Source organism: Deinococcus koreensis (genome assembly GCF_002901445.1).
Lineage (GTDB): Bacteria > Deinococcota > Deinococci > Deinococcales > Deinococcaceae > Deinococcus > Deinococcus koreensis.
Genome location: NZ_PPPD01000001.1, coordinates 1,541,000 through 1,563,254, shown reverse-complemented (window position 1 = coordinate 1,563,254; position 22,255 = coordinate 1,541,000). Strand labels below are relative to the sequence as shown.

21 protein-coding genes are annotated in these 22,255 nt (G+C 70.1%); 11 read left to right on the top strand and 10 right to left on the bottom strand.

Translation table 11 applies throughout. The features are described from left to right. The first annotated feature begins 10 nt into the window (after positions 1–10). Positions 11–946: a quinate 5-dehydrogenase gene (locus tag CVO96_RS07450; protein ID WP_165795234.1), complete on the top strand. Its 936-nt coding sequence runs from the start codon at positions 11–13 to the stop codon at positions 944–946. Positions 947–1,040: 94 nt separating this feature from the next. On the opposite strand, the gene CVO96_RS07445 is transcribed toward CVO96_RS07450, so the two are convergent. Together CVO96_RS07445 and CVO96_RS07440 are read right to left on the bottom strand one after the other, a co-directional pair. After that, on the bottom strand, positions 1,041–1,553 hold the full coding sequence (locus CVO96_RS07445) for a hypothetical protein (protein WP_103311683.1): 513 nt from the start codon (positions 1,551–1,553) through the stop codon (positions 1,041–1,043). Between the two features lie 40 nt (positions 1,554–1,593). Then, positions 1,594–2,523: a phosphotransferase family protein gene (locus tag CVO96_RS07440; protein ID WP_103311682.1), complete on the bottom strand. Its 930-nt coding sequence runs from the start codon at positions 2,521–2,523 to the stop codon at positions 1,594–1,596. Positions 2,524–2,669: 146 nt separating this feature from the next. Here CVO96_RS07440 and xpt point away from each other — a divergent pair, with 146 nt between their 5' ends. From xpt to CVO96_RS07420, 4 genes are all read left to right on the top strand, one after another. After that, positions 2,670–3,251, top strand: a complete 582-nt coding sequence (xpt, locus tag CVO96_RS07435) for a xanthine phosphoribosyltransferase (RefSeq protein ID WP_103311681.1) — start codon at positions 2,670–2,672, stop codon at positions 3,249–3,251. Between the two features lie 215 nt (positions 3,252–3,466). Next, positions 3,467–3,955 carry a YflT domain-containing protein gene (locus CVO96_RS07430; RefSeq protein WP_103311680.1) on the top strand — a complete coding sequence of 163 codons (489 nt, stop codon included), beginning with the start codon at positions 3,467–3,469 and terminating at the stop codon, positions 3,953–3,955. A 75-nt stretch (positions 3,956–4,030) separates the two neighbouring features. Further along, complete coding sequence (locus CVO96_RS07425) at positions 4,031–5,593, top strand: acyl-CoA carboxylase subunit beta (RefSeq protein WP_103311679.1); 1,563 nt, start codon at positions 4,031–4,033, stop codon at positions 5,591–5,593. A 304-nt stretch (positions 5,594–5,897) separates the two neighbouring features. Then, positions 5,898–6,389, top strand: coding sequence for an AmiS/UreI family transporter (locus tag CVO96_RS07420; protein ID WP_103311678.1), 492 nt, complete (start codon positions 5,898–5,900; stop codon positions 6,387–6,389). Between the two features lie 74 nt (positions 6,390–6,463). Here the strand turns inward: CVO96_RS07420 and CVO96_RS07415 are convergent, their stop codons facing one another. Further along, the gene (locus tag CVO96_RS07415; protein ID WP_103311677.1) at positions 6,464–7,660 is read right to left on the bottom strand and encodes a cytochrome P450; all 1,197 of its coding nucleotides are present in this window, start codon (positions 7,658–7,660) and stop codon (positions 6,464–6,466) included. Positions 7,661–7,764: 104 nt separating this feature from the next. Here CVO96_RS07415 and CVO96_RS07410 point away from each other — a divergent pair, with 104 nt between their 5' ends. From CVO96_RS07410 to CVO96_RS21045, 3 genes are all read left to right on the top strand, one after another. Next, positions 7,765–8,295 (top strand): MarR family winged helix-turn-helix transcriptional regulator, encoded by a 531-nt coding sequence (locus tag CVO96_RS07410; RefSeq protein WP_165795233.1) that lies wholly within the window; start codon positions 7,765–7,767, stop codon positions 8,293–8,295. Next, positions 8,292–9,533 carry a cytochrome P450 gene (locus CVO96_RS07405; RefSeq protein WP_103311675.1) on the top strand — a complete coding sequence of 414 codons (1,242 nt, stop codon included), beginning with the start codon at positions 8,292–8,294 and terminating at the stop codon, positions 9,531–9,533. Before CVO96_RS07410 ends, CVO96_RS07405 begins: the two co-directional genes overlap by 4 nt. Before the next feature lie 115 nt (positions 9,534–9,648). Next, positions 9,649–9,897 carry a YrhB domain-containing protein gene (locus CVO96_RS21045; RefSeq protein ID WP_103311674.1) on the top strand — a complete coding sequence of 83 codons (249 nt, stop codon included), beginning with the start codon at positions 9,649–9,651 and terminating at the stop codon, positions 9,895–9,897. 56 nt (positions 9,898–9,953) lie between these two features. Here CVO96_RS21045 and CVO96_RS07395 read toward each other — a convergent pair whose 3' ends face one another. Continuing rightward, positions 9,954–10,805 (bottom strand): CAP domain-containing protein, encoded by an 852-nt coding sequence (locus CVO96_RS07395; RefSeq protein WP_165795232.1) that lies wholly within the window; start codon positions 10,803–10,805, stop codon positions 9,954–9,956. 191 nt (positions 10,806–10,996) lie between these two features. Further along, positions 10,997–11,557: a tRNA (adenosine(37)-N6)-threonylcarbamoyltransferase complex dimerization subunit type 1 TsaB gene (gene tsaB / locus CVO96_RS07390; RefSeq protein ID WP_103311672.1), complete on the bottom strand. Its 561-nt coding sequence runs from the start codon at positions 11,555–11,557 to the stop codon at positions 10,997–10,999. A 170-nt stretch (positions 11,558–11,727) separates the two neighbouring features. Here tsaB and CVO96_RS07385 point away from each other — a divergent pair, with 170 nt between their 5' ends. Continuing rightward, positions 11,728–12,861: a citrate/2-methylcitrate synthase gene (locus CVO96_RS07385; protein ID WP_103311671.1), complete on the top strand. Its 1,134-nt coding sequence runs from the start codon at positions 11,728–11,730 to the stop codon at positions 12,859–12,861. Between the two features lie 76 nt (positions 12,862–12,937). On the opposite strand, the gene CVO96_RS07380 is transcribed toward CVO96_RS07385, so the two are convergent. After that, positions 12,938–13,369 (bottom strand): hypothetical protein, encoded by a 432-nt coding sequence (locus CVO96_RS07380; RefSeq protein ID WP_133161761.1) that lies wholly within the window; start codon positions 13,367–13,369, stop codon positions 12,938–12,940. Between the two features lie 457 nt (positions 13,370–13,826). On the opposite strand from CVO96_RS07380, the gene CVO96_RS07375 reads away from it, so the two are divergent. Continuing rightward, positions 13,827–16,676: an HD domain-containing phosphohydrolase gene (locus CVO96_RS07375; RefSeq protein ID WP_103311669.1), complete on the top strand. Its 2,850-nt coding sequence runs from the start codon at positions 13,827–13,829 to the stop codon at positions 16,674–16,676. Between the two features lie 252 nt (positions 16,677–16,928). Here the strand turns inward: CVO96_RS07375 and CVO96_RS07370 are convergent, their stop codons facing one another. The 4 genes from CVO96_RS07370 to CVO96_RS07355 form a co-directional block, all read right to left on the bottom strand. Continuing rightward, positions 16,929–17,390: a hypothetical protein gene (locus tag CVO96_RS07370; RefSeq protein WP_103311668.1), complete on the bottom strand. Its 462-nt coding sequence runs from the start codon at positions 17,388–17,390 to the stop codon at positions 16,929–16,931. A gap of 49 nt (positions 17,391–17,439) precedes the next feature. Then, positions 17,440–18,435 (bottom strand): MBL fold metallo-hydrolase, encoded by a 996-nt coding sequence (locus CVO96_RS07365; RefSeq protein WP_103311667.1) that lies wholly within the window; start codon positions 18,433–18,435, stop codon positions 17,440–17,442. Between the two features lie 57 nt (positions 18,436–18,492). Next, positions 18,493–19,413, bottom strand: a complete 921-nt coding sequence (locus tag CVO96_RS07360; protein WP_103311666.1) for a PEGA domain-containing protein — start codon at positions 19,411–19,413, stop codon at positions 18,493–18,495. A 339-nt stretch (positions 19,414–19,752) separates the two neighbouring features. After that, the gene (locus CVO96_RS07355) at positions 19,753–20,316 is read right to left on the bottom strand and encodes a hypothetical protein (protein WP_243398207.1); all 564 of its coding nucleotides are present in this window, start codon (positions 20,314–20,316) and stop codon (positions 19,753–19,755) included. A gap of 97 nt (positions 20,317–20,413) precedes the next feature. Here CVO96_RS07355 and CVO96_RS07350 point away from each other — a divergent pair, with 97 nt between their 5' ends. Next, positions 20,414–22,171, top strand: coding sequence for an outer membrane protein assembly factor BamB family protein (locus tag CVO96_RS07350; protein ID WP_103311665.1), 1,758 nt, complete (start codon positions 20,414–20,416; stop codon positions 22,169–22,171). Positions 22,172–22,255: the final 84 nt, after the last annotated feature.

The window sequence follows — 22,255 nt, the reverse complement described above, 5'->3', positions numbered from 1 at the left end:
TGCCCCCCATATGACCGATCCCCTGAGCGGCTGGCAGCCCGCCCCCGCCGGCTACAAACACGTCGTCAGCGTCAGCCTGGGCAGCTCGAAGCGCAACGCCCGCGAGGAGATCACGCTGCTGGGCCAGCCCTTCATCCTGGAGCGGATCGGCACCGACGCCGACGCGAAGAAGGCGGCCTCTCTCTTCCAGGCGCTGGACGGCCGCATCGACGCCTTCGGGCTGGGCGGCGCCGACCTGTACGTGATCGCCGACGGCCGGCGCTACCTCTTCGGCAACGTGCAGAAGCTGGTCGCCCACGCGAAAGTCACGCCCGTGCTGGACGGCTCCGGCCTGAAAAACACGCTGGAGCGCGACGCCATTGCGCAGCTCGACCCGGTGCTGGGCTGGCGTGCCCGCAAGGTGCTGATGGTCTCGGCGGTCGACCGCTTCGGCATGGCCGAGGCCCTCGCGCAGCACGGCGCGGACGTCGTGTACGGCGACATCGTGTTCGGGCTGAACCTGGACATCCCGCTGCGCTCGATCTCCGCGCTGCGCCGGGTGGCGAAACTGGTGCTGCCGGTGATCACCAAGCTGCCGCAGGACTGGTTCTACCCGACCGGCGCCAAGCAGGAGACCTCCGTGGCCGGCAAGGGCACCAGGTACTACGCCTGGGCCGACGTGATCGCCGGAGACACCCACTACGCCAAGCGCTACGCCCCAGGCGACCTGAAGGGCAAGACCATCCTGACCCAGACCATCACGGGGGCCGACCGAACCTGGATGAAGGAGCGCGGCGTGGCCCGCCTGATCACCACCACGCCCCGCATCGGCAGCCGCAACTTCGCCACCAACGTGCTGGAGGCGATGTTCGTGGCCCTGAGCGGGAAGAAGGCGGCGCTGAGCGAGGCCGAATACCTGAAGTACATCCGCGAGGTGGGCTTCCGCCCGGAGATCAACGAGCTGTAGGGGTCAGGGGCGAGGGGCTGTGAGCTCTGAGCTGTGGGCTCTGACAAAGAAGTTTCGCTCAGAGCTCACAGCTCACAGCTCAAAGCCCAGAGCCTCATTTCAGACTGTCCATCGCGGCCGACAGACTTCGGACGTACTGCGGATACAGCTCCCTGGTCACGTTCGCGGTCACGAGCAGCAGCTTCCCGCCGTCGGAAGTGGCGCGCAGATCGTTGTAGATGGTCGTGTCCAGGCCCTGCACCCAGAACTGCAGGACGACCCACGGGCGCCCGTGGCTGGTCTGCAGGCCGCGCTTCACCCAGCGGAGGCCGGCGACGCCCTGCACGGACTTCTCCAGCACGCCCTGAATCTCCTTCAGCTGCTCGGGTTTCACGGCCACGTCGCGGCGGTCGAAGGCGATGTTCACCGCCCAGCTCGGCCCCGGCGTGGAATAGACCGTGCTCGGCGGCCGGCCCCGCGAGTACTTCAGGTCGATGATGTCCTGCGGCATCTTCGTGAAGCCGGCCGGCACCTCCAGGCTCAGGCTGGTGCCGGCCAGCTCCACGCGCTCGGCCTGGGCGGCGCCCAGCAGCAGGCTCAGGGCGGGGGCCAGAAGGGCAGGCTTCATGGGGAACATCATGACTCGGCGGGCAGGTCGTGTGGAAAGCTCAGCGCCCCAGCTCCGCTGCCCACTGGGGGAATTGCGGTGCCACGCGCAGGAGCTGCGTCAGGGCCGTGCCGGGGTGGGTGTACCACAGCTGCGGGGCGTCCGGGTTCGGGGGCGTGGTCAGGCGGCGGGTGGCGTCGTTCAGCAGGTAGGCCAGCAGGCGCAGCCGGGCGCCGCCGTCCAGCCCGGTCACGTCCTCGTAGCCGCGCAGCAGATCGGGCGCGGCGAGCGGCCCGGCGTAACACAGGTCGAGCACCGGGTCGCCCCAGCCGGCGTCGCCCCAGTCGATCAGCGCCGTGACCTCGCCGCCCTCCGTCACCATCAGGTTGCCGGCGTGCAGGTCGTTGTGCAGGAAGGCGGGGGTGGTGGGGGGAGGATTCTCCTGCAGCAGCCGGGCCACCGTGCAGGTCGCCCACTCGGCCTCCTGCCGGGCCAGGTGGCCACCCTGGGTCACCCGCTGGAGGGTGCGCCCGGTGTTCACGGGCGCGATCACCTCCAGCCGCCCGTGCGGATCGGGCGCGGCCGTCACGCCCGCGTGCAGCGCCGCCAGCTCACGCCCGGCCTCCCTCCAGGCACGGGTCAGGCGCCGGTCGCCGGGGGCCCAGCCGTAGCCCTCCAGACTGCGGCCCTCGGCGAAGGCATAGACGGTCACGGGCGCGTCGACCACACGGCGCTCGTCGTCGAAGATCAGCAGTTCGGGCGTGCGGATGCCGGCCTGGAAGGCGGCGGGCACGGCGGCGCTCTCGGTCAGCGTGTCGTCGTGGTCGCCCGGCATGGGCACCCGCAGCACGACCCGCGCCCCCCGGAGTGTCCCCGCGTAGACCCGGTTCACGATGCCCACCGACGGCAGCCGCTCCAGCGGCCCCTGCAGGCCATAGAGGCGGGTGAAGGCGTCCAGTTCGGCCGGGGTCAGGTCGGGGAGGTCGGGCATGGGGGGAGGATGGCAGATGGCGGATGGCGGATGGCAGATGGCTATGAGCTTTGGGCTATGGGCTATGAGGTATGAAACTGATCCCTTTCAGGGTCCAGAGCCCACTCCTCAGTCCAGGGCGCGTCTCTCCCGCTACACTCGCCCCCATGGAGTCTCTGGTGCAGGCCATCCGCGAGCAGGGCGTCATCCTTCCCGGCGGTTTCCTGAAGGTCGACGGGCTGGTCAACCATCAACTGCTGCCCCACCTGACGCGCGAGATGGGGCAGCAGTTCGCCGCGCGCTTCAGGCCGCTGGCCCCCAACAAGGTGCTGACCATCGAGGTCAGCGGCATCGCGCCGGCCATCTCGGCGGCCATGGAACTGGGCGTGCCGATGGTGTACGCCCGCAAGAAGAAGCCGCTGACCATGAAGGAGCCCGCGTTTACGGCCCAGTCGGTCAGCCGCACCAAGGGCGGCACGGTCGACCTGTTCATCTCGTCCGAGTTCCTGGGCGCGGGCGACCGGGTGGTGGTCATCGACGACTTCCTGGCCTCGGGCGGCACGCTGCGGGCGCTGTCGGGGATCATCGCCCAGAGCGGGGCCACGCTGCTGGGCCTGGGCTGCGTGGTGGAAAAGCAGTTCGAGGAGGGCCGCGCCAAACTCGCCGACCTGAACGTGCCCATCCACACCCTGGCGAACATCGTCCGCATGAGCGAGGCGGAGGGGATCGTGGTGGAGGCGGGGCGCTGAAGCGTCGGCCATGAAGAGATGTCCGCTCTGGCCGGGCGCCACGAGCGAAGTTCACCGGGCACAGGGAACCGGTCAGGCTGCTGGGCACAGAAGGGAAGCGTCGGACGCTCTTTGCCGGACGCTGGAGTTCGGACGACTGCTTTAAAGACCCTTCAACCCTCTCCTCAGACGACCGGCGGCGGCGCTGCCTACGCTGGAGCAAAGGACGTGACCCCATGACCCAGCCCGACCCCCGCGCCGCCCTGATTCCCGACCAGTCCGCCCGCGTGAGCGTGGCGACCTACGCCACCTACCCGGAGGCGCAGCGGGCCATGGACTACCTGAGCGACCAGCGCTTCCCGGTGGAGCGCATGGCCATCGTGGGCGAGGGCCTGAAGACCATCGAGCAGGTCACGGGCCGCCTGGACTGGGGGCGCGCCGCCTCCCTGGGCTTCGGCCAGGGCATGGGCATCGGGCTGTTCGTGGGGCTGCTGTTCGGGCTGCTGGGGCTGGGCGGCGGCAATCTGCTGTACGCCATCGGCTACGGCATCGTGATGGGCGCCATCACCGGTCTGGCCTGGAGTCTGGTGGGCTACGCCATGTCGGGCGGACGGCGCGATTTCACGTCCATCGGCGGGATGCGCGCCGACCAGTACGTGCTGCTGGCCGACGCGGCGGTGGCCGAACAGGCCCGGGCGCTGCTGGGCGCCATGCCGGCGCGCTGAGGGTTGTCTCCAAGCGGGTCACGCCGCTGACCAAACGAGCGTTTGGCAGCGGCGCCCTTTTCGCTACAGTGGGGCATGACCCAGCCCAGCGTAGAGCTTCAGGAACTGATCGCGGCCATGGAACAGCGCCGCACCAAGGTGGAACTCGGCGGCGGCGAGGATCGGCAGCGCAAGCAGCGCGAGGGCGGCAAGCTGACCGCCCGCGAGCGCATCGACAAGCTGCTCGACCCCGGCTCTTTTCTGGAGATGAGCACCTTCGTCCAGCACGCCCGCAACCGCCTGATGGACGGCGTGGAGGCCCCCGGCGAGGGCGTGGTCACCGGCTCGGGCACCATCGGCGGCCGGCAGGTCTTCGTGTTCTCCCAGGATTTCACCGTGCTGGGCGGTTCCCTGGGCAAGCGCAACGCCATGAAGGTCACCAAGATCATGGATCTCGCCGCCAAGACCGGTTGCCCGGTGATCGGGCTGAACGACTCGGCCGGGGCGCGCATTCAGGAGGGCGTGGACTCGCTCTCCGGCTACGGCGAGATCTTCTACCGCAACGCCATCTACTCGGGCTCGGTGCCGCAGATCAGCGCCATCCTGGGGCCGTGTGCGGGCGGCGCGGTGTACTCGCCCGCCCTGACCGATTTCGTGCTGATGAGCCGGGGCAGTTCCTACATGTTCATCACTGGCCCGGAAGTTATCAAGAGCGTGACCCGCGAAGACGTCACCTTCGACACCCTGGGCGGCGCCGACGTGCACACCCGCAAGTCCGGGGTGGCCCACCTCGCCTATGACGGCGACGAGGCCGTGCTGCAGGGCATCCGCGACCTGCTGAAATACCTGCCGCAGAACGCCCGCGAGAAGCCGCCGACCCGCGAGTGCAGCGACCCCGCGAGCCGCCGCAACGACCGCCTGCTGGAACTCGTCACGCCGGATCAGCGCAAGCCCTACGCCATGCACGACGTCATCCACGAGCTGATCGACAGCGGCGAGTTCCTGGAAATCCAGCCCGACTGGGCCAGGAACATCATCGTGGGCTTCGCGCACCTGAACGGCGAGCCGGTGGGTATCGTCGCCAACAACCCCAAGCAGATGGCGGGCACGCTGAACATCGACGCCTCCGACAAGGCCGCGCGCTTCATCCGCACCTGCGACTGCTACAACATCCCCCTGCTGACCCTGGTGGACGTGACCGGGTTCCTGCCCGGCACCGCCCAGGAATACGGCGGGATCATCCGCCACGGCGCCAAGATGCTGTACGCCTACGCCGAGGCCACGGTGCCCAAGGTCACGCTGATCACCCGCAAGAGCTACGGCGGCGCGTACCTCGCCATGAACTCCCGCGACATGGGCGCCGACGTGGTGTACGCCTGGCCCACCGCCGCCGTGGCCGTGATGGGCGCCGAGGGGGCCGCGAACATCGTGTACCGCAAGGAGATCAAGGAGTCCCAGAACCCGGCCGCCACCCGCGCGGAACTGGTCGCGCACTACAAGGAGACCTTCGACAATCCCTACATCGCCGCCGCCAAGGGCTACATCGACGACGTGATCCCGATGGAGGAGACGCGGGCGAGGTTGATCCAGACCTTTGCCATGCTGAAGGACAAGGAAGAGGCTCGGCCGTACAAGAAGCACGGAAATATGCCGCTGTAAACGGGTATGAGAGGGGTTCGGTGCGGCCATCCGAGAGGGTGACTGGGCAGCCCTGATGCCTCCTCGGCTGTCGATCCCCGGGCGCAGGCTGGGGCGGAGGGGCTTGCCCCGACCAACGTGCTTCCAACCAACTGTGTCATAACGTACAGAAGCCTCAAATTGTAACTCTGGTCAGGTTCGCGTCCGGGCCAGACTCTGGATGTGTGCAGACCAGCTGCCCGCTGGCCGACGAGTTCCCCGGTCTTGTCATGGCCCGGGAACCGCCCTGTAGCTCCGTGCCCTACAGACACAAGGAGACTCTGACATGGTTCCGATCGCGCTCATGCTGTATGCCGCCGTGCTGTTCATCAACGCGCTGTTCCTGCTGGGCCGGCTGGAGGGTAAGGATGTCGGCCCCATGAACCTGATCGCCGGTGTGCTGGGTATCCTGGCCGCGTTCTTCATCTTCACCTCCGATCCCAAGGGCGGAGCCACCTTCGCGGCAGTGCTGGTCGGCACCTTCGCCATCGTGTACCTGCTGGTCGGGGCGGCACTGGTGTGGGGCTACTCGGCGGCCACGGCGGGCTATTACTCGATCTTCGGCGCCATCGTGTGCGTGCTGTTCGCCTTCAACGTCCTGGCTGCCGATGGACGGCTGGCGGCCATGTCTCTCAGCTACGGCGTGCTGTTCGTGCTGTTCGCCGCCGTGCTGGCCTTTGGAAAGTCCTTGCAGCAGATCACCGGCTTCTACACGTTGGCCGTGGTCTTCGGCGCGCTGGTACTGCCATCGTTCATGATGCTGACCGGCCGCTGGTAAAGCTCCACAGGAGGGCCACGGGAAGCGGAGGGGGAGGCGATCACTTCAGGCGCTTCCCTCCTCCCCTTCTGGGCTCAACCCGACTCCACCCACAACTCCCCCAGCCCCCTGAACATCGTGCTCGGGCGGCGGGTGAACGACTTCAGCTCCATCCGCGGAAACACCTTCAGGACTTCCTCGAAGGCCACGCGGGCTTCCAGCTTCGCCAGCGGGGCGCCCAGGCAGAAGTGCAGGCCGCGCCCGAACGAGAGGTGGCGGTTGGGGCTGCGCCCGATGTCGAAGCGGTCGGGCTCTACGAAGGCGGCCGGGTCGCGGTTGGCAGCCCCGATGATGGCGCTGACCTGCTCGCCCTGCCCCACGTGCTGGCCGCCGATCTCGACGTCCTCCAGCGCGGCGCGGAACAGGGCGCGCTGCACGGGCGGGTCGTAGCGCAGCATCTCCTCGATGGCGCCGGGCATCAGCGCGGGCTGGGCGCGCAGGCGCTCCAGCTCCTGCGGGTGGTCGAGCAGGGCCTTCAGGCCGTTGCCGATCAGGTTCACGGTCGTCTCGTGCCCGGCGATGACCAGCAGCAGGCAGTTCGACACCAGCTCGCCGGGCCGCAGGGCGCCCAGTTCGTCCTCGGCGCGCACGAGGTGGCTGATCAGGTCGTCCCTGGGCTGGGCGCGGCGTGTCTCGACCAGTTCGCCGAAATACTGCCCCAGCGCCATGATCCCCTGCTGCGCCCGCGCCGCCGACTCCGGCGTGGCGGTGGCGAAGTCGCCGCCGTCGATGAAGTCGCCGGACCAGCGGCGGAACAGCTCGCGGTCTTCCGGGGGCACGCCCAGCAGCTCCGCGATCACGATCACCGGCAGGGGCATGGCGTAGCCCGTCATGGCCTCGAAGGGCTCGCCCGGCGCCACCTGTTCCAGCAGCGTGCGGGCGATGTCGCGGATGTGCCCCTCCTGCTCCTCGATCACGCGCGGCGTGAAGGCGTGGGCCACCAGCTTCCGCATCCGGGTATGGTCCGGCGGGTCGCGGTCGAGCATGTGGCCGGGCATGGCCTGGGCGCCCACGTCGCGCACCCTGCTGGCGTCCTTGGTCAGCCGCGTGTCTTTCAGCACCTGTTCCACGTCCGCGTGGCGGGTGAACATCCACATGCCGCCCTCGCCCTGCGGGTGCGCCTGCCAGAAGGCGCCGCTCCGGGCGCGCAGGTCGGCGTACATGGGGTAGGGATCGGCCAGGATGTCCGGGGCGAAGAGGCCGGCGGGGAGAGCAGCGCGGGGAGCCGTCATATGTCCTCCTGAGCCTCCAGTGTAGGCGGGAAGCGCGGCGCCGTGCCCCCACCGGGCTGCGGCCGGGGGCAGGCGTCCCGGCCCGACAGTTGCATACTGCAACGGTGCCTCCATCTGCCGATCCACGCTCAGGGCGACCGCCCGATCCCAGTGCCCAGCCGCCCAGCCCCCAGCTGCCCAGCTCCCAGCCCCTGCGCTTCCTGAACGCCTACTGGGCGGTGTGGCAGGGCCTGTCGGGCCGTGTGAACGGCGAACTGCTGCGCCTGCACGGGCTCGACCTGCGGGCCTTCATTGCCCTGAGTTATGTGCAGGGCGCCCCGACCTCGCCGGGCGAGCTGGCGCGCGTGCTGGACGTGCCCCGCTACGAGATGACCCGCATTCTCGACCGCCTGACGGGGCTGCAGGCCATCACCCGTACCACCGATCCGGCGAATGCCCGCTCGCGCCGCCTGGAGGTCACGCTGTCCGGGCAGAGCCTCTGGGACGCCGCACTGCAGACCGTGACCACCCTGGTTCAGCCGTCACTGCAGGCGCTCGGGCCGGGGCTGGAGCCGTTGACCGCCGGCCTCGAACGCCTCGCCTCGCTGAGCCAGAGCGCCCTGCCCACCGACCTTGCCCCCAAGGAGACCCCATGACCAGCGCCATCCCAGAAAGCCAGTCCGCCACCGGCCCGACCTCCCAGGGCCGGTGCCCGTTTCCCCACGGCGCCGTCTCGCTGACCCGCCGGCCCGAGGTCGCCACCCCCCCGGGCGCGCCCATAGCGCAGGACGAGCGCGACATCTACCGCGTGCACGACTTCAAGGTGGCCCGCGAGGTGCTGCGCTCCGAGGGCTTGGTGCAGGCCGGCTTCGGCGCCGACATGGTGACCCAGCTCAGTGCCCTCAGGCACCAGCCGGTGCTGTACGCCGAGGGCGAGGAGCACCACGAGATGCGCCGCGACACCGCGCGCTACTTCACGCCGACCTCGGTGGCGGCGTACCAGCCCTTCATCGCCCGGCTGGCCGACCAGTTGGTGGGCAGACTCGCCGTGCGGGGCGAACTCGATCTCGACGAGCTGAGCCTGACGCTGGCCGTGCAGGTGGCCGCTCAGGTGGTGGGCCTGACCGACAGCGTCCTGCCCGGCCTCCAGCGCCGCGTGATGGCTTTCGTCGAGGGCGAGGGCGACAGTGAGCCGGGCGCTCCCAACACCCAGACGCCCCTGGCGAAGCTGCACCAGCTGGTGGATGTCCCGCTGTTCTACACGCTGGACGTGAGGCCCGCCATCCAAGCCCGCCGCAGGGAGCGCCGCGACGACCTGATCAGCCACCTGATCGACAAGGAGTACAGCGACCTGGAAATCCTGACCGAGTGCCTGACCTACGGCACGGCCGGCATGGTCACCACCCGCGAGTTCATCTCGGTGGCGGTGTGGCACCTGCTCAGGCATCCGGAACTGCGTGCCGACTACGTGCACGGCACGGAGGGCGAGCGCCACGCCATCCTGCACGAGATCCTGCGGCTGGAGCCGGTCGTGAACACCCTCTATCGGCGCACGGTGAGCGACCTTATGGTCGGGGATCAGCTCATCCCGCAGGGCAGCGTGCTGGCGCTGAACATCCAGAACACCAACAGCGATCCGGCCGTGGCGGGCGAGGACGCGGGCCAGCTGTGCCCCGGCCGCGCCCTGCCGCGCGGGGTGCAGGCGCCCATGCTGTCCTTCGGCGACGGCCACCACCGCTGCCCCGGCGCCTTCCTGGCGATCCGCGAGACCGACGCGCTGCTGCGGAGATTGCTGATCTGGAACGACCTGCGGATCGTGCGCGAGCCGACCATGACCTACAACGAGGTCATCAAGGGCTATGAGCTGCGCGGCTTCCGGATCGCGCTGGGGTAGCGGAGACTGTGTGGTGGCGGAGCCTGGGCGTATGGATTTTTTGGCAGCCCGGGCGCTCGTTCACCGGTATGTCAGTCGGAGGAATGTCCCACGCATCCCGGACTGGGATGGCAAAGTGCAAGTCGTCATCTTCGACGGGTTCACGCAGGAAAAACCATACGGCTGGGTCTGCTTCGTGAACAGCGTCATCCATCAGGAGACACCCGATTTTCAGGATCTGCTGGTCGGAGGTGGCCCGCTGATCGTCCGGCGGGCCACGGGCGAACACCACGCTTTCGGCAGTGGCTGCACACTGAAGATGTACGAGGCTGGCACCATCCCGTATGACACCAGGGTGGACATGGATGATGACGCGACCTTGTAGGGGGCGAAAGATGAGGGCGGCCACGACATCAGCGTGGCCGCCCTTCACTTTGAACCTTACCGGGTGCCGAAGTCCTGCACCCAGTAGTGGCCGTAGGAACCGCCCTGCGCGTAGCCCACGCCCAGTTCCCTCAGGGCCGGGTTCATGATGTTGGCGCAGTGGCCGGGGCTCTGGAGCCAGCCGGCGACCACGCTGTCCGGAGTGGTCTGCCCGGCGGCGATGTTCTCGGCGATGCGCGTCCAGGAGTAGCCGGCGGCCGTGATGCGCTGCGAGAAGCTGCGGCCGTCCTGGCTGGTGTGCGAGAAGTAGTTCTTGGCGGCCATGTCGGCGGCGTGGGCCTGGGCGGCCTTCTCCAGCGCGGCGTTGTAGGCCAGCGGCGTGGTGGCAGCGTAGGACGCGGTGCCACAGGTTCGCGCCTGCGCGCGGGCGGCGTTGGTCAGCGCCAGCACGCGCTGGGCGAAGGTGCCGCTGGGGGTCGTGCTGGGCGGGGTGGTGGGGGGCGGCGTGGTCGTGGTGGCCGCCTGCACGACGATCGGGAAATCGATGAACGCGGCGGGGTTGCTGGCCATCGCGGTGCGAACCGTGGCGGTGCCGGCGGCCCGGGCGGTGACCAGACCGCTCTGGGTCACGCTGGCGACCCCGGCGTTGCTGGTCGTCCACACCAGCTGTCCGGTCTGCGCGGGCTGGCCGCCGATCGTCACGGTGAACTGCCGGGTCTGCCCGGCGCTCAGGGTGGTGCTGCCGGCCACGGCCTGCGCCTTCAGCTCACCAGCGCCCGCCGCCGGCTGGGGCTGGGCGGCCGGGGAGGTGCTGGGGGTGGGCGCGGCAGTGGGCTGGGCCACCTGACCGCAGGAGGCGAGCAGCAGGCTCAGGGCGAGGGGAAGCAGGGCAGGGGTCGACTTGATCATCGCTCCGCAGTAGACGGGGGAGACGTGTGAGGAGCCGCCGATCCGGACGCTCATGTCTCACGTTGGGGCAGCGGCGTGTCACAGGGGCTGGAAGGCCCCAGTGTGAAGCTTCCTGCATTGGCAAAAACTCATGCTTCACATGCTGAGGCCCTTCCCTGACCCCTGCCTGGGGGGGCCTCACAGGCAGGCCATCACAGGTAGGCCAGCGCCCAGTCCGGCGCGCCGTGGGCGAGTCCCGCCCGCAGCAGGGCCAGCCCGGCCGGAGCGAGGTCGTGGTGGTGGGGGAGACCGCCCAGCAGCCCCCCGAACTCATCCAGGGGGCGCCTGGCCGGGGCGTGCAGGGCCGAGGTCACCACGCCGCCCTGCACGCCGTACACCGCGCTGTACACGTTGCCCTTGCGAGCGTCGAGCGACACGCCCTGGGGGCCGTCGCCCCGCACCAGCGCCTCCAGGGTGCAGACCCCCAGCACCCGCGCGCCCCACACCGAGGCCAGCCCCAGCGCGTAGCTCGCGCCCACCCGCACGCCGGTATACGAGCCGGGGCCGGTGCCGATCACGATGGTCTGGGCTCGGAAGGGCAGCCCGGCCTGCTCGAACAGCGCCCGCGCCGCGCCGGGCAACTCCTCGGCGTGGGCGCGCCCGACCTCGCGCGAGACCGCGCGCTCCCCGCCGGCCCAGGCCAGGGCCAGGGTCAGGAACGGCGTGGCGGTGTCCAGCGCCAGGGTCACGGGGGCGGGTTCCGGGTGGGTCATCGCGGGGCATTCTAGGGCGGCGGCGCGGGGGTCGGCTGGGGGGTCGGCCCGCCGGGCGGCGACTGTTCATCCATCGCCGCGGCGACTGTTCATCCATCGCCAATGTCACCCCGTCAGGAACGTGAGCGGCCGCGGGCGGCGCGTGCCCCGGTGATATTCTCTGACCCGACATGACGAACATTGCCAAGGGCCTGGAAGGAGTTCTCTTCACCGAGAGCAAACTGACGTTTATCAACGGGTCAGAAGGCATCCTGACGCACCTGGGCATCCCGATTCAGGAGTGGGCACAGAGCAGCACCTTCGAGGAGCTGTCGCTGGCGCTGCTCAACGGCCAGCTGCCCAGCGCCGCCGAACTGGCCGCCTTCGATGCCCACCTGAAGGCCAACCGCGCCATCCCCGAGAAGCTGGTGGAGGAGATCGCCAGTTTTCCCCGCACGGTGGCGCCCATGCAGGCGCTGCGAACCGCCGTGTCCTATCTGGGCCTGTTCGACCCCCAGGCCGAGGAGACCAGCGAGGCCGCGCGCCGCGACATCAGCATCCGGCTGATCGCGCAGTTCTCGACCATCATCGCCGCGATCGCGCGCAGCCGCGAGGGCCAGCCGGTCGTGGCGCCCCGGAGCGACCTGACCCACGCCGGCAACTTCCTGTACATGCTGACCGGCAAGGAGCCCAGCGCCGAGCAGACCCGCCTGTTCGACATCGCGCTGGTGCTGCACGCCGACCACGGCATGAACGCCAGCACCTTCACGGCGATCGCCACCTCCTCGACCCTCTCGGACATGTACTCCTGCGTGGTCAGCGCCATCGGCGCCCTGAAGGGGCCCCTGCACGGCGGCGCCAACGAGGCCGTGATGGACATGCTCGACGAGGTCGGCGTGCCCGAGAAGGCCGAGGCCTACATCAACGCCAAGCTGGACGCCAAGGAGAAGATCATGGGCGTGGGACACCGCGTCTACAAGTACTTCGACCCCCGCTCGCGCGTGCTGCGCGACTACGCCGAGGTCGTGGCGAACAAGGAAGGCAAGAGCAACTACTACCAGATCCTGGAAACCATCGAGAAGGTCGTGGTCGACCGCATCGGCTCCAAGGGCATCTACCCGAACGTGGACTTCTACTCGGGCACGGTGTACTCCGACCTGGGGATAGGGAAGGAATACTTCACCCCGATCTTCGCCCTGGCACGGATTTCCGGCTGGTGCGCCTCGGTCATGGAGTACGCCCGCGACAACCGCCTGCTGCGCCCCGACGCCGTGTACACGGGCGCCACCGACGCCCATTACGTGAAGCTGCAGGACAGGATCTAAGGATCGCGGAAGGCAGAAGGCAGATGGCTTGAAGATCTTGAGCCATCTGCCTTCTGCCTTGAGCCTTCCGCCTCCCCTAAGCCCTGAGCGGCTCCACGACCCAGGGGCCGTAATAGTTCACGAAGCGGGCGCGGCCGATGGCGAAGGCCTCCGCGACGGCCGCGACGGCGCCGGTCGAGCCGGTCATGTCCACGCTCAGCACGATCTCGCCGCAGCTCAGGGCGCGCACGTACTGTTCGATGTGCGGGCGCTCGTCGGTCATGCCCTGCATCAGGCGCAGGAAGCGTGCCCAGACGCCGTGGCGGTGCCCGTCGACATCCAGGGCATATTCGCCGTCCTCACCCATGATGATCTGCACGGCCTGATCGGCCAGGCCCAGTTCCAGCAGGCGGGCGGCGCAGCGCTGGACGTCTTCGAGCGACTGGAAGATGCCGTAGACCCGGCCCCGGCTGAGCATCGTGAAGTGCGCGAGACCTGAACGTGGCTGCGGACGCGGACGGTTCGGCATAGGGCTCCTCCCAGGACGGGGGCGGTCGGTGAACCATGAGCGGGCACGGTGTTTCCAGAACTGACGTTTCCAGAATCGGTGTTTCCAGCGGTGGTTCCCAGAATCGGCGGGCAGGCGACCGGACGCGGGGGCGGCCAGAGGGACAGATGCCCCGAGGGTACTCCCGGCCCCGAAGCCGACGTTAGGAGTCGGCTCACAAGATTGTCGGGCGCGGGGGGTGCGGAGCGGGAGCGACCAGGCCGACCCGATTGGCCACAGCCGAATGTCGAAGACTTCACACGCCAGATCCTTTTAATTGGAACCGCTTCACCTTAAACGATCTGAAATGTGAGTCAATCGACCTCACCCAGGCGTCTCATGAACTGCCCCTCAAACAAGAAGACGCTTACAACTTGTAAGAAGCCGGACAGCCACAATGTGAGAACCTGACTGCAGTACTCATGGAGGACGGCCCGAATTGAACACCACCGTAAGTCCGAGCGTCCCCCGTCCCCGCTCCCGTGCCCTGCTGGTCGTGCTGGCCCTGTTCGCCGGTCACCTGAGCTGGCTGCTGACCCGCTGGGGGCCGGCCGGCTGGCAGCCCTGGCTGGGCAACCTGTGGGTGGTCGTGGTGTGCGTGGCGGCCATCGGGCTGATCGTCCGCGCGCTGCCCGGGCGGCCGCAGCCGGAGCGGCGCGGGTGGCGCTGGGTGGTGGCCGGGCTGCTGGCCTACGTGTGGGGCGCGGCGGGCTGGGCAGGGCTGGAACTCCTGACCCGCACCCCTCCCTTTCCCTCGGTGGCCGATCTGGGGTACCTGCTGGTGGCGCCCTGCCTGGCCGTGGCGATCTTCAGCTTTCCCCGCCCGGCCCTGAGCCGGGTCGCGGCCTGGACGCTGGGGCTCGACCTGCTGGTGTTCCTGGTGGCGGTGGGCAGCTGGTTCTGGGCGCTGCTGGTGGTGCCGGCCCTGGCGGCGGACGGTTCCCTGCTGGCCCGCGGACTGGCCGGGCTCTACCCCCTGCTCGACCTGCTGCTGCTCACGCTGCTCATGGAGATGGCCCTGCGCGGCCCCTCGCCGCCCTACCTGCGCTGGCTGGGGGCGGCGGTCGCCAGCTACGCCTGCGGAGACCTGATCTTCGCGCTGCTGACCAGCCAGAACCGCTACCAGACGGGCGATCTGGTCGATCTGTGCTGGCCGCTGGCGGCCGTGCTGTGCGCGGTGGCTGTCCAGACGCCGGTGCCAGTGCGTTCTGTACCGGTGGGTTCTGTACCGGTGGGCGCCGGCGCCGCGGAACCGCCCGCCGCGTCCTGGCTGAGCCGGGCGGGGCCGGCCCTCTCGTTCGTGCTGCCCTACGGCGCGGCCCTGACGTCGGCCGGGTTCCTGGTCTGGTGCCTGGAGAACGCCCCGGCGCTGGCGCCCCTCGCCCTGGTCTCCATGCTGCTGGTCACGCTGCTGGTGGCGGCCCGGCAGACCCTGGCGTGGCACGAGGCGCAGGGCCTGCGGCTGGATCTGCAGCGGATCAACGCGAGCCTGGAGGAGCAGGTGCGGGAGCGCACCCTGGAAATCCGCGCCACCTTCGAGGGCGGGCTGCTCAGTCTGGGCACCGCGCTGGAGGCCCGCGATTTCGAGACGGCCGGGCACACCGAGCGGGTGGTGAAGTGGGCCCACGCCCTGGGTCAGGCCCTGCAGCTCTCGGCGGCGGAACTGGACAGTCTGGTCGAGGGCGCCTACCTGCACGACCTGGGCAAGCTGGCGGTGCCCGACCAGATCCTGCTCAAGCCGGGCAAGCTGACCCCCGAGGAATGGACGGTCATGCAGTCGCACGCGGCGCGGGGGCACGCGCTGGCCGCCCGGCTACCCCACCTGTCGGCGGGCGCGCTGGACGTGATCCGCCACCACCACGAACGCTGGGACGGCGGCGGCTACCCCTTCGGCCTGAGCGGCCAGACCATTCCCCGGCTGGCCCGATTGTTCGCCGTGTGCGACGTCTACGACGCCCTGACCAGCGTGCGGCCCTACAAGGCGGCCTGGAGCGCCGAGGCGGCGCGCGCCGAGCTGCAGGCCCAGGCCGGGCGGCATTTCGACCCCGAGTCGGTGCAGGCCTTCCTGACCCTCGACCTGGACTGCGTGCTGACCCAGGGCTCGCCGCAGCCCGCGGCCCAGGAAGCGCAGAGCCGTTTCGAGCACCGGCTGCAGGATCACACCCGCGGGCTGAACGAGGCGCTCGGCGACGCCGAGACCCTGCTGACCCTCGCCCGGCTCTCGGCGCTGCCGCACAGCGTGGAGCGGATCACCCGGGACGTGCTCAGCACCCTGGCCTCGGCCGTGGCCTTCGACTGGGGCGCACTCATGCGCGCGGATCAGGACGGTATCCGCAGCGAGGTGATGTGGCAGGTCTACGCCCTGCGCCCCTCGCCGGCGCTCCCTGAGACCATCGCGCTGCCGCGCGGCGAGGGCCTGATCTGGTCGGCCATCGAGAGCGGCGCCAGCCTGTTCATCCAGAATTACGCCGACCAGCCGGCGGCCAACCCGCAGTTCGTCCGGCAGGTGCAGTCCGTGGCCTTCCTGCCCCTCGTGGCCGCAGAGTCCGAAGCCGTGCTGATGGTGGTGCGCGCGGGCAGCGCCGAGCCCTGGACACCGCGCGAGCAGGCCCTGCTGGAAGCGGCGTCCCGCACCCTGAGCACCGCCTGCCAGCGGGCCAGCCACCTGGCGGCGCTGCAGCGCCTGGCCCGCACCGACGCCCTGACCGGGCTGCTGAGCCGCCGCGCCCTGGAGGACGACCTGCAGGATCGGCTCAGGAGCGCGGCCGCGTCGCCGGACGCCGGGCTGGACGCCGACCCAGCGCCGGAGGCTCAGGGCCCGGTGGGACTGTTGCTGCTCGACCTGGGCGGCTTCAAGACCGTGAACGCAGCGCAGGGTCACCCGGCCGGCGACGAGGCGCTGCGGACGGTGGCCCGCATCCTGAGCCAGACCTTCGGCCCCCCGGTCTACCGCCTGGGCGGCGACGAGTTCGCACTGCTGATCACGCCCTGTTCACCCGAGGCGCTCGCCCAGGCCGCGCAGCAGGCCCGCTGCGCGGTGAAACTCGCCCTGTGTCCGGCCTTTCTGGGCCTGAGCGTCCATGTGGGGGTGGCGTCCAGTGTGCCCTGCAACGGGGATCAGGGCAGCGCGGGCCCGGGTGGCCCCAGCACCGTCGAGGGCCTGCTGCACGCGGCCGATCTGCAGCTCTCGGGCGAGAAGGCGGCGTCCCGTCATGCGGCCCGGCCCGGCCTGCCCCACGCCGAGGTGGCGGGTCTGCCGGGCGCCGAGAGCGGCGCCCCGTACCGTTGAGGAGGAGCACCGTTGAGGAGGGGCTGCACCGCTCAGCGGCCGTACCTCTCAACCCCTGATGCACACCGGGAGTGGAGCCCGCTGGGCGAGAGGTCGACTCTCGATCGTCCAGCATGCAGGCGGGCATGACCTGCCTACTGCTTCGCACCTTGACGGGTCTCCCAGAGGAGGCAAAAAAGGGCGTCCCGGCCGCTGTGTTTCAGGTCGCGTCAGGCGATTGAGGGGAGGGGCGGCCCATGGGGGGCTGTCCCTTCAGGCGCTCATGCCCTTGCTGCCGTGCAGGGTGCGCTCGACCGCCTCGGTGATCTCGGCCTCGAAGCGCCCCAGGTGTTCGCGCAGGCGCTCCAGTTCGCCGGGGCCCAGATCCGGCAGCCACAGCACGGCCCGGCCCAGCACCGCGAAGGTGGCGGGCTCGTCCTCCTCATCCTCGTCGTCGCTCTCCACCGGGTCGAGGTTCAGGGCGCCGTAATCGAGGCCCTGGTTGAGCAGGTTGATGCCCATCAGGATGTCGGGCAGGCTGTCTTCTTCCACGTACAGATCGAGATCCAGGTGCAGGCGCACGATCACGCCGCCCTGATGATCCCGCTCGGCGAACAGCGCCACGCGGGTCTCGCCCTGCTGGATCAGCGCTCCGTCCTCTACCGATTCGACGGTCAAACCGCTGTTCTGCAGCGCCGCGACGATGCGCTGCAACTCTGTCTGCGAGGCCGTCATGCCGGGGAGTATAAAGCCCCGCCGGGGCGGAAATTGGAGCCGGGGCCGGTCAGGCGTGGTAGATCCAGACCCCGCGCCCCTCGTCCCAGGTGCGGTAGAGCTGCCCCAGCAGCCTCAGGTGCTCGGCGTGGGCCAGCGTCTCGGCCAGCGCGAAGCGGCGCCCGCTGATGTTCAGCTCGCGGTTGAACATGGCCAGCGACAGGTCGTAGGCGCTGCGGGGCTGCTGCCGGGCCTGCGCCGCGATGAAATCCAGCCGCTCGTGGTGGTGCCCGCGCAGTTCGCGCGCCCGCGCCTGCACGCCCTCCATGACCGGCCCGTGGTGCCCGACCACCGCCCGCGCGGGGTTGAGGGCCTCCAGCTTGCCCAGGGTCTGCAGGTAGTCGCCCAGCGGATCCGGGCGGGTGTAGGCGTACAGGCCCACGTTGGGGCTGATGCGCGGCAGGATGGCGTCGCCGGCGATCAGCACGCTGCCTTGCTCGTTCCACAGCCCCAGGTGGCCGTCGGCGTGGCCGGGCAGCCACAGCACCTCCCAGTCGCGGCCGGTCAGGCTCACGTACTGGCCCTCGCGCAGCGGCTGCACGCGGCTGGCCGGATGCACCCGGTCGCGCCCCCGGCGGTTGTCGGCGCCCATGCTCGCCAGCGACTCCTGGGGCAGCCCGTGGTCGCGCATATGCTTCAGGTGCCCCGGCAGCCACTCCTCCCACAGGTGCCAGTAGCGCTCGCCGCGCCCGATCTCCACGTCCAGCATGTGCACGGCGGCGCCGCTGCGCTCCTCGACCACCCCGGCGAGCCCGTAGTGATCCGGGTGGTGGTGCGTGATGATGACCTGTTCGATGTCGCTCCAGTGCAGGCCCAGTGCGCTCAGGCCGTCCTCGATGGCCGCCTGGGCCTCCGGTGTGTCCAGCGCGGTATCGACCATGCTGACCGGGCCGTGCGCCGGCACGTCCAGCAGCACCGTCACGGTCTTCATGGGGTAGGGAATCGGCACCTGCAGGGCGTACAGCGAGCCCAGCACAGGCGTGAGCAGCGGGCCAGCGTCGGTCATGGCCCGAGGCTAGCACCGCCTCCGCGCCTGATCCGGGTTCAGGGGGCGCGGCCGGGCTCAGGGGGTACGGCAGGTGTAGTCGCCCGCGACCACCGCGCAGTCGATGGTCGTGGTCAGACTGGCCCTGATCCTGACCAGCAGGTTCTGGGGCTTCAGGGCGCTGTCCAGCGGCACGACGTTCACGCCCACCGTGCCGGGGCGCAGGGCCAGGCTCAGGCCGTCCGGCCCGGTCTGGCCCGCGGGCTGGCCGTCCACGATCACGCGGGCCGGCACCCCGGAGGTGACCTGCAGGGTGCCCGTGATGGGCCGCAGGCTGGCGCGGACGGCGCTCACCGTGCCCGGCTGGACGTTCACGCGCTGCGAGAAGTCGGTGAACCCGGGGCGCGACACGCTGACCACCACGCTGCCGACCGGCACCTCCGGCAGCAGCAGCGGCGTGCGCCCCGCCAGGGTGCCGTTCACGCGCACCTCCGCGCCCGGCAGCGGGGCCGTGACCTCCAGCGAGCCGAAGCGGCCCACCGTGTAGGTGGTGGTGGACACCGTGTAGGCGCCGGCACCCAGGCTGCGGGTGGCGGCCTGCACCGCCTGGGCGGCCGCGTCCAGCGTCCGGGCCCCCTGCGCCGCCGAGAGATCCACCGGCGCGAGGCTGGCCACGGTGAAGACCTGCGTGAAGCCCAGCGCGCCGGGCAGGGGCAGCGAGACCGTCTCGCCGCTCCGCACGGGCCCGGCGGGCAGCACCCGGACGCCGCCCTGCGCCGGCACGAGCAGCGAGGTCACGAAGGCCGGACGGTCGGTCTGGATCAGCAGGGCGCCCGGCCCCGGCTCGCGGTACAGCCGTTCGCCCGTGACGGTGTTCAGGGGCGCGGTGGCGAGCCGCGTCTCGACCCGGAGCTGTGCACCCGGCTGGGCCCGCAGGACCGCCGGCGCGCACCCGGCCAGCAGGCCCGCCAGCAGCAGACTCCATCCCAGTTGTTTCATGCCCTCAGCGTAGGCGCCCGCGCGGCCCGGCGGCTGAGGCCAGCTGACGCGGCGTTCATCCCTTCCGGACGCGCGGCGGGGGTGGTGTGCGCCTGGGGCCACGCTCCCTTGAATTCTGGGGTGAAACGAGATTGACGCTCAACGGATCTGGAGGCTGTTTTGATCGTGTAGGACGACAGTGCGCCTTACTCGCCGCTCTCATCTCAGACCCTGACAGGAAGGCGGCCTCCAGCAGACGGCAGGACACACCGAAAAGCGGCCCGGACATGTCCGGGCCACTCGATTCTCGGTGGGTTGATGCTGGCGTTCAGGAGCTGGAACCAGTGTCCGTCTGAACGCTTACTGCAGGCGCTTCATGATGGCCTGCAGGCTGGCGCTGTCGGCCCAGCCCATGCCCTTGTCCACGTAGGTCTTGGCGGCCGCGTTGTCGCCGCGCTGCAGGGCCAGGTAGGCCAGCTTGGCGGCGCTCAGGGAGGCCCAGGTCTTCTCGGTGTCGTTCAGCTCGCCCAGCTTGTCCCAGGCGTTGTAGGCGTTGATCCACCACTGGGTCTTGGTGTAGAGCTGCGCGAGGTACGCGTTGTAGTCGCGGTTGGACGCTTCCATCGAGGCGGCGGCGTAGGAATGATCCACAGCGGCCTTCCAGAGCGTGCGGTCGTAGAAGGGCACGGGGTAGGCCACGTCGGCCTGCACGGCGAATTCCTGCGCCTTGGAGTAGTTCTCGCCAGCGCTCATGGTGCTGGGGGCGGCTGCGGGGGCGGCCGGGGCGGCTTCCGTGGTCGCCGGAGCCGTTTCCGTGGTGGCCGGGGCCGTCTCGGTCGTGGGGGTTTCAGGGGCGGGAGTGGTGTCCTGCGCGCCGGCAAGGCCGGTCAGCGCGAACGCGGTCAGCATGAGAATCTTCTTCATAACAGTTCGCATCTTAGGCCGTACCCTGGCAGGCGTCCATCACCTGTTCCCCGGATACGCCGTAGCGTAAAGGGAATGTAAAGGAGCTTACCTTCTTATGAGGAACACCCTCTTTCTGCCCCTCACCTTCCTGATTTCTCTGGCCGTACCCCCGCTGGCCAGTGCCCAGACCACCGCCACTCCGGGCGCCCAGGCCAGCCCCACAGGCCCCGCCTTCCAGGCTCCGAAAATCGATCTGTTCAAGGAACTGCGCGTCATTTCCGGGGTCAGCGTCACCGACTCGGGCGATCTGGTGTTCATCGGCTCGGACGCCAAGGTGCGCCGCACGGACGCCCGCGGCAGCGAGAAGTGGGTCTTTCCGGTGGGTGACCTGGGCCGCGCCTACCCGGTCATCACCCCCCAGGGCGGCGTGATCGCGGCGTCCTACGACGACACCCTGTACGCCCTCGACCCGGCCGGCAAGCTGCAGTGGAAGCTCAAGCTCGACGGCGACATCTTCGCCACTCCGGCCCTGCGCCCCGACGGCAGCGTGATCGTGGGCACGGCGGGCGGCACCATCCACGCCGTCAGCGCCGCCGGGAAACCGCTCTGGACGTACAAGGTGGGGGCGCCCGTGTTCAGCTCGCCCGCCATCGCGCTGGACGGCACCATCTACTTCGGCGCGCAGAACAGCCGCCTGCACGCCCTGACCCCCGACGGCAAGCTGAAATGGACGTACGCGGCCGGCTCGCTGGTCTTCAGCAGCCCGGCGCTGGACGCCCAGGGCACCATCTATTTCGGCTCCAGCGACCGCCGGGTGCACGCGGTGAGCCCGGCCGGCCAGCCGCTCTGGACGGTGCCCACCGGCCTGTTCGTGAACGCCAGCCCGATCGTGACCGCCGCCGGGCTGATCGTGGTGGGCAGCTACGACGGCAAGCTCTACGCCATCACGCCCGCCGGGCAGGTGCAGTGGACGTACGCGGCCGGCGCCGCCATCGCCGCGCCGGCCGCCGAACTCAGCGACGGCACGATCGTGGTTCCCGACCTGAAGGGCACCGTCCACGCGCTGAACAAGGTGGGCCAGCCGCTGTGGACGATCCCGACCGGCAAGAAGATCGACCTCGGCGTCAGCGTCAGCGACCAGGGCACCCTGTACTTCGTGACCGAGGGCGGGGGCCTGAACGTGATCACGAAGCAGCGCCCGCTGGCGGTCGGCCCCTGGACGACCTTCCACGCCCGGCCGACTGCCTGGGGCCGCGCCCTGACCCCGCAGGACACCCAGGCGCTCACCCAGGCTCGGCGGGCCGCCGCGAGTGCCGTGCTGGCGCAGCTCCGGCCCAGCGCGCCAGCGGCGCCGGCCGCTCCCCAGCCCACCCCGCCGGGAGCGTCGCAGCCGCCTGCGCCGTCCGTCCCTGCACCGTCCACTTCTGCGCCGGCCACGCCAGCCCCCGCTCCTGCACCGGCCCCCGCGCCGACCCTGACGCCCGAGCAGCAGGCCCTGGCCGCCGCCACGCAGGCCCGCGTCCAGGACGGTCAGGTGTTCGTGCCCCTGCGTGAAGCCGCCGCTGCGCTGGGGCTCACGATCCGCACCCTCACCGTCCGGACGGCCACCCTGGTCAACTCGGCACAGCCCACGTCCGCACAGCCCACGTCCGCACAGGCCGTGACCCTCAGCCTGAGCGTGTTCGCCAGCGTGCCCTACGTCTCGCTGGCAGCGCTGGCCGATCTGCCCGAGACCCGGGCCGCCCTGAGCTTCACGCCGGCCCCGGCCTACACCCTGACCCGCGGCGGCAAAGTCACCCGGTTCCCGCTGGACGTGCGGAGGCTGGCCCCGATCCAGGCCCGGCCCGAGTACCCGGACGTCATCGGGCGCTGAGGGCGCGGCCTGGCCGGAGCCGCGCGAGGATAGGGCCTGAGCGCCACCCACGCCGCCGAGTACGGCCGGGGCTGAGCGGCCGCC

Coding starts and splice junctions, on each gene's coding strand:
- CVO96_RS07420 (WP_103311678.1), top strand. CDS start 5,898: ATGGTTCCGATCGCGCTCATGCTGTATGCCGCCGTGCTGTTCATCAAC.
- CVO96_RS07360 (WP_103311666.1), bottom strand. CDS start 19,413: ATGAAACAACTGGGATGGAGTCTGCTGCTGGCGGGCCTGCTGGCCGGG.
- CVO96_RS07450 (WP_165795234.1), top strand. CDS start 11: ATGACCGATCCCCTGAGCGGCTGGCAGCCCGCCCCCGCCGGCTACAAA.
- CVO96_RS07415 (WP_103311677.1), bottom strand. CDS start 7,660: ATGACGGCTCCCCGCGCTGCTCTCCCCGCCGGCCTCTTCGCCCCGGAC.
- CVO96_RS07350 (WP_103311665.1), top strand. CDS start 20,414: ATGAGGAACACCCTCTTTCTGCCCCTCACCTTCCTGATTTCTCTGGCC.
- CVO96_RS07430 (WP_103311680.1), top strand. CDS start 3,467: ATGACCCAGCCCGACCCCCGCGCCGCCCTGATTCCCGACCAGTCCGCC.
- CVO96_RS07355 (WP_243398207.1), bottom strand. CDS start 20,316: ATGAAGAAGATTCTCATGCTGACCGCGTTCGCGCTGACCGGCCTTGCC.
- CVO96_RS07385 (WP_103311671.1), top strand. CDS start 11,728: ATGACGAACATTGCCAAGGGCCTGGAAGGAGTTCTCTTCACCGAGAGC.
- CVO96_RS07425 (WP_103311679.1), top strand. CDS start 4,031: ATGACCCAGCCCAGCGTAGAGCTTCAGGAACTGATCGCGGCCATGGAA.
- CVO96_RS07440 (WP_103311682.1), bottom strand. CDS start 2,523: ATGCCCGACCTCCCCGACCTGACCCCGGCCGAACTGGACGCCTTCACC.
- CVO96_RS07405 (WP_103311675.1), top strand. CDS start 8,292: ATGACCAGCGCCATCCCAGAAAGCCAGTCCGCCACCGGCCCGACCTCC.
- CVO96_RS07365 (WP_103311667.1), bottom strand. CDS start 18,435: ATGACCGACGCTGGCCCGCTGCTCACGCCTGTGCTGGGCTCGCTGTAC.
- CVO96_RS07370 (WP_103311668.1), bottom strand. CDS start 17,390: ATGACGGCCTCGCAGACAGAGTTGCAGCGCATCGTCGCGGCGCTGCAG.
- CVO96_RS07380 (WP_133161761.1), bottom strand. CDS start 13,369: ATGCCGAACCGTCCGCGTCCGCAGCCACGTTCAGGTCTCGCGCACTTC.
- tsaB (WP_103311672.1), bottom strand. CDS start 11,557: ATGACCCACCCGGAACCCGCCCCCGTGACCCTGGCGCTGGACACCGCC.
- CVO96_RS07445 (WP_103311683.1), bottom strand. CDS start 1,553: ATGAAGCCTGCCCTTCTGGCCCCCGCCCTGAGCCTGCTGCTGGGCGCC.
- CVO96_RS07395 (WP_165795232.1), bottom strand. CDS start 10,805: ATGATCAAGTCGACCCCTGCCCTGCTTCCCCTCGCCCTGAGCCTGCTG.
- xpt (WP_103311681.1), top strand. CDS start 2,670: ATGGAGTCTCTGGTGCAGGCCATCCGCGAGCAGGGCGTCATCCTTCCC.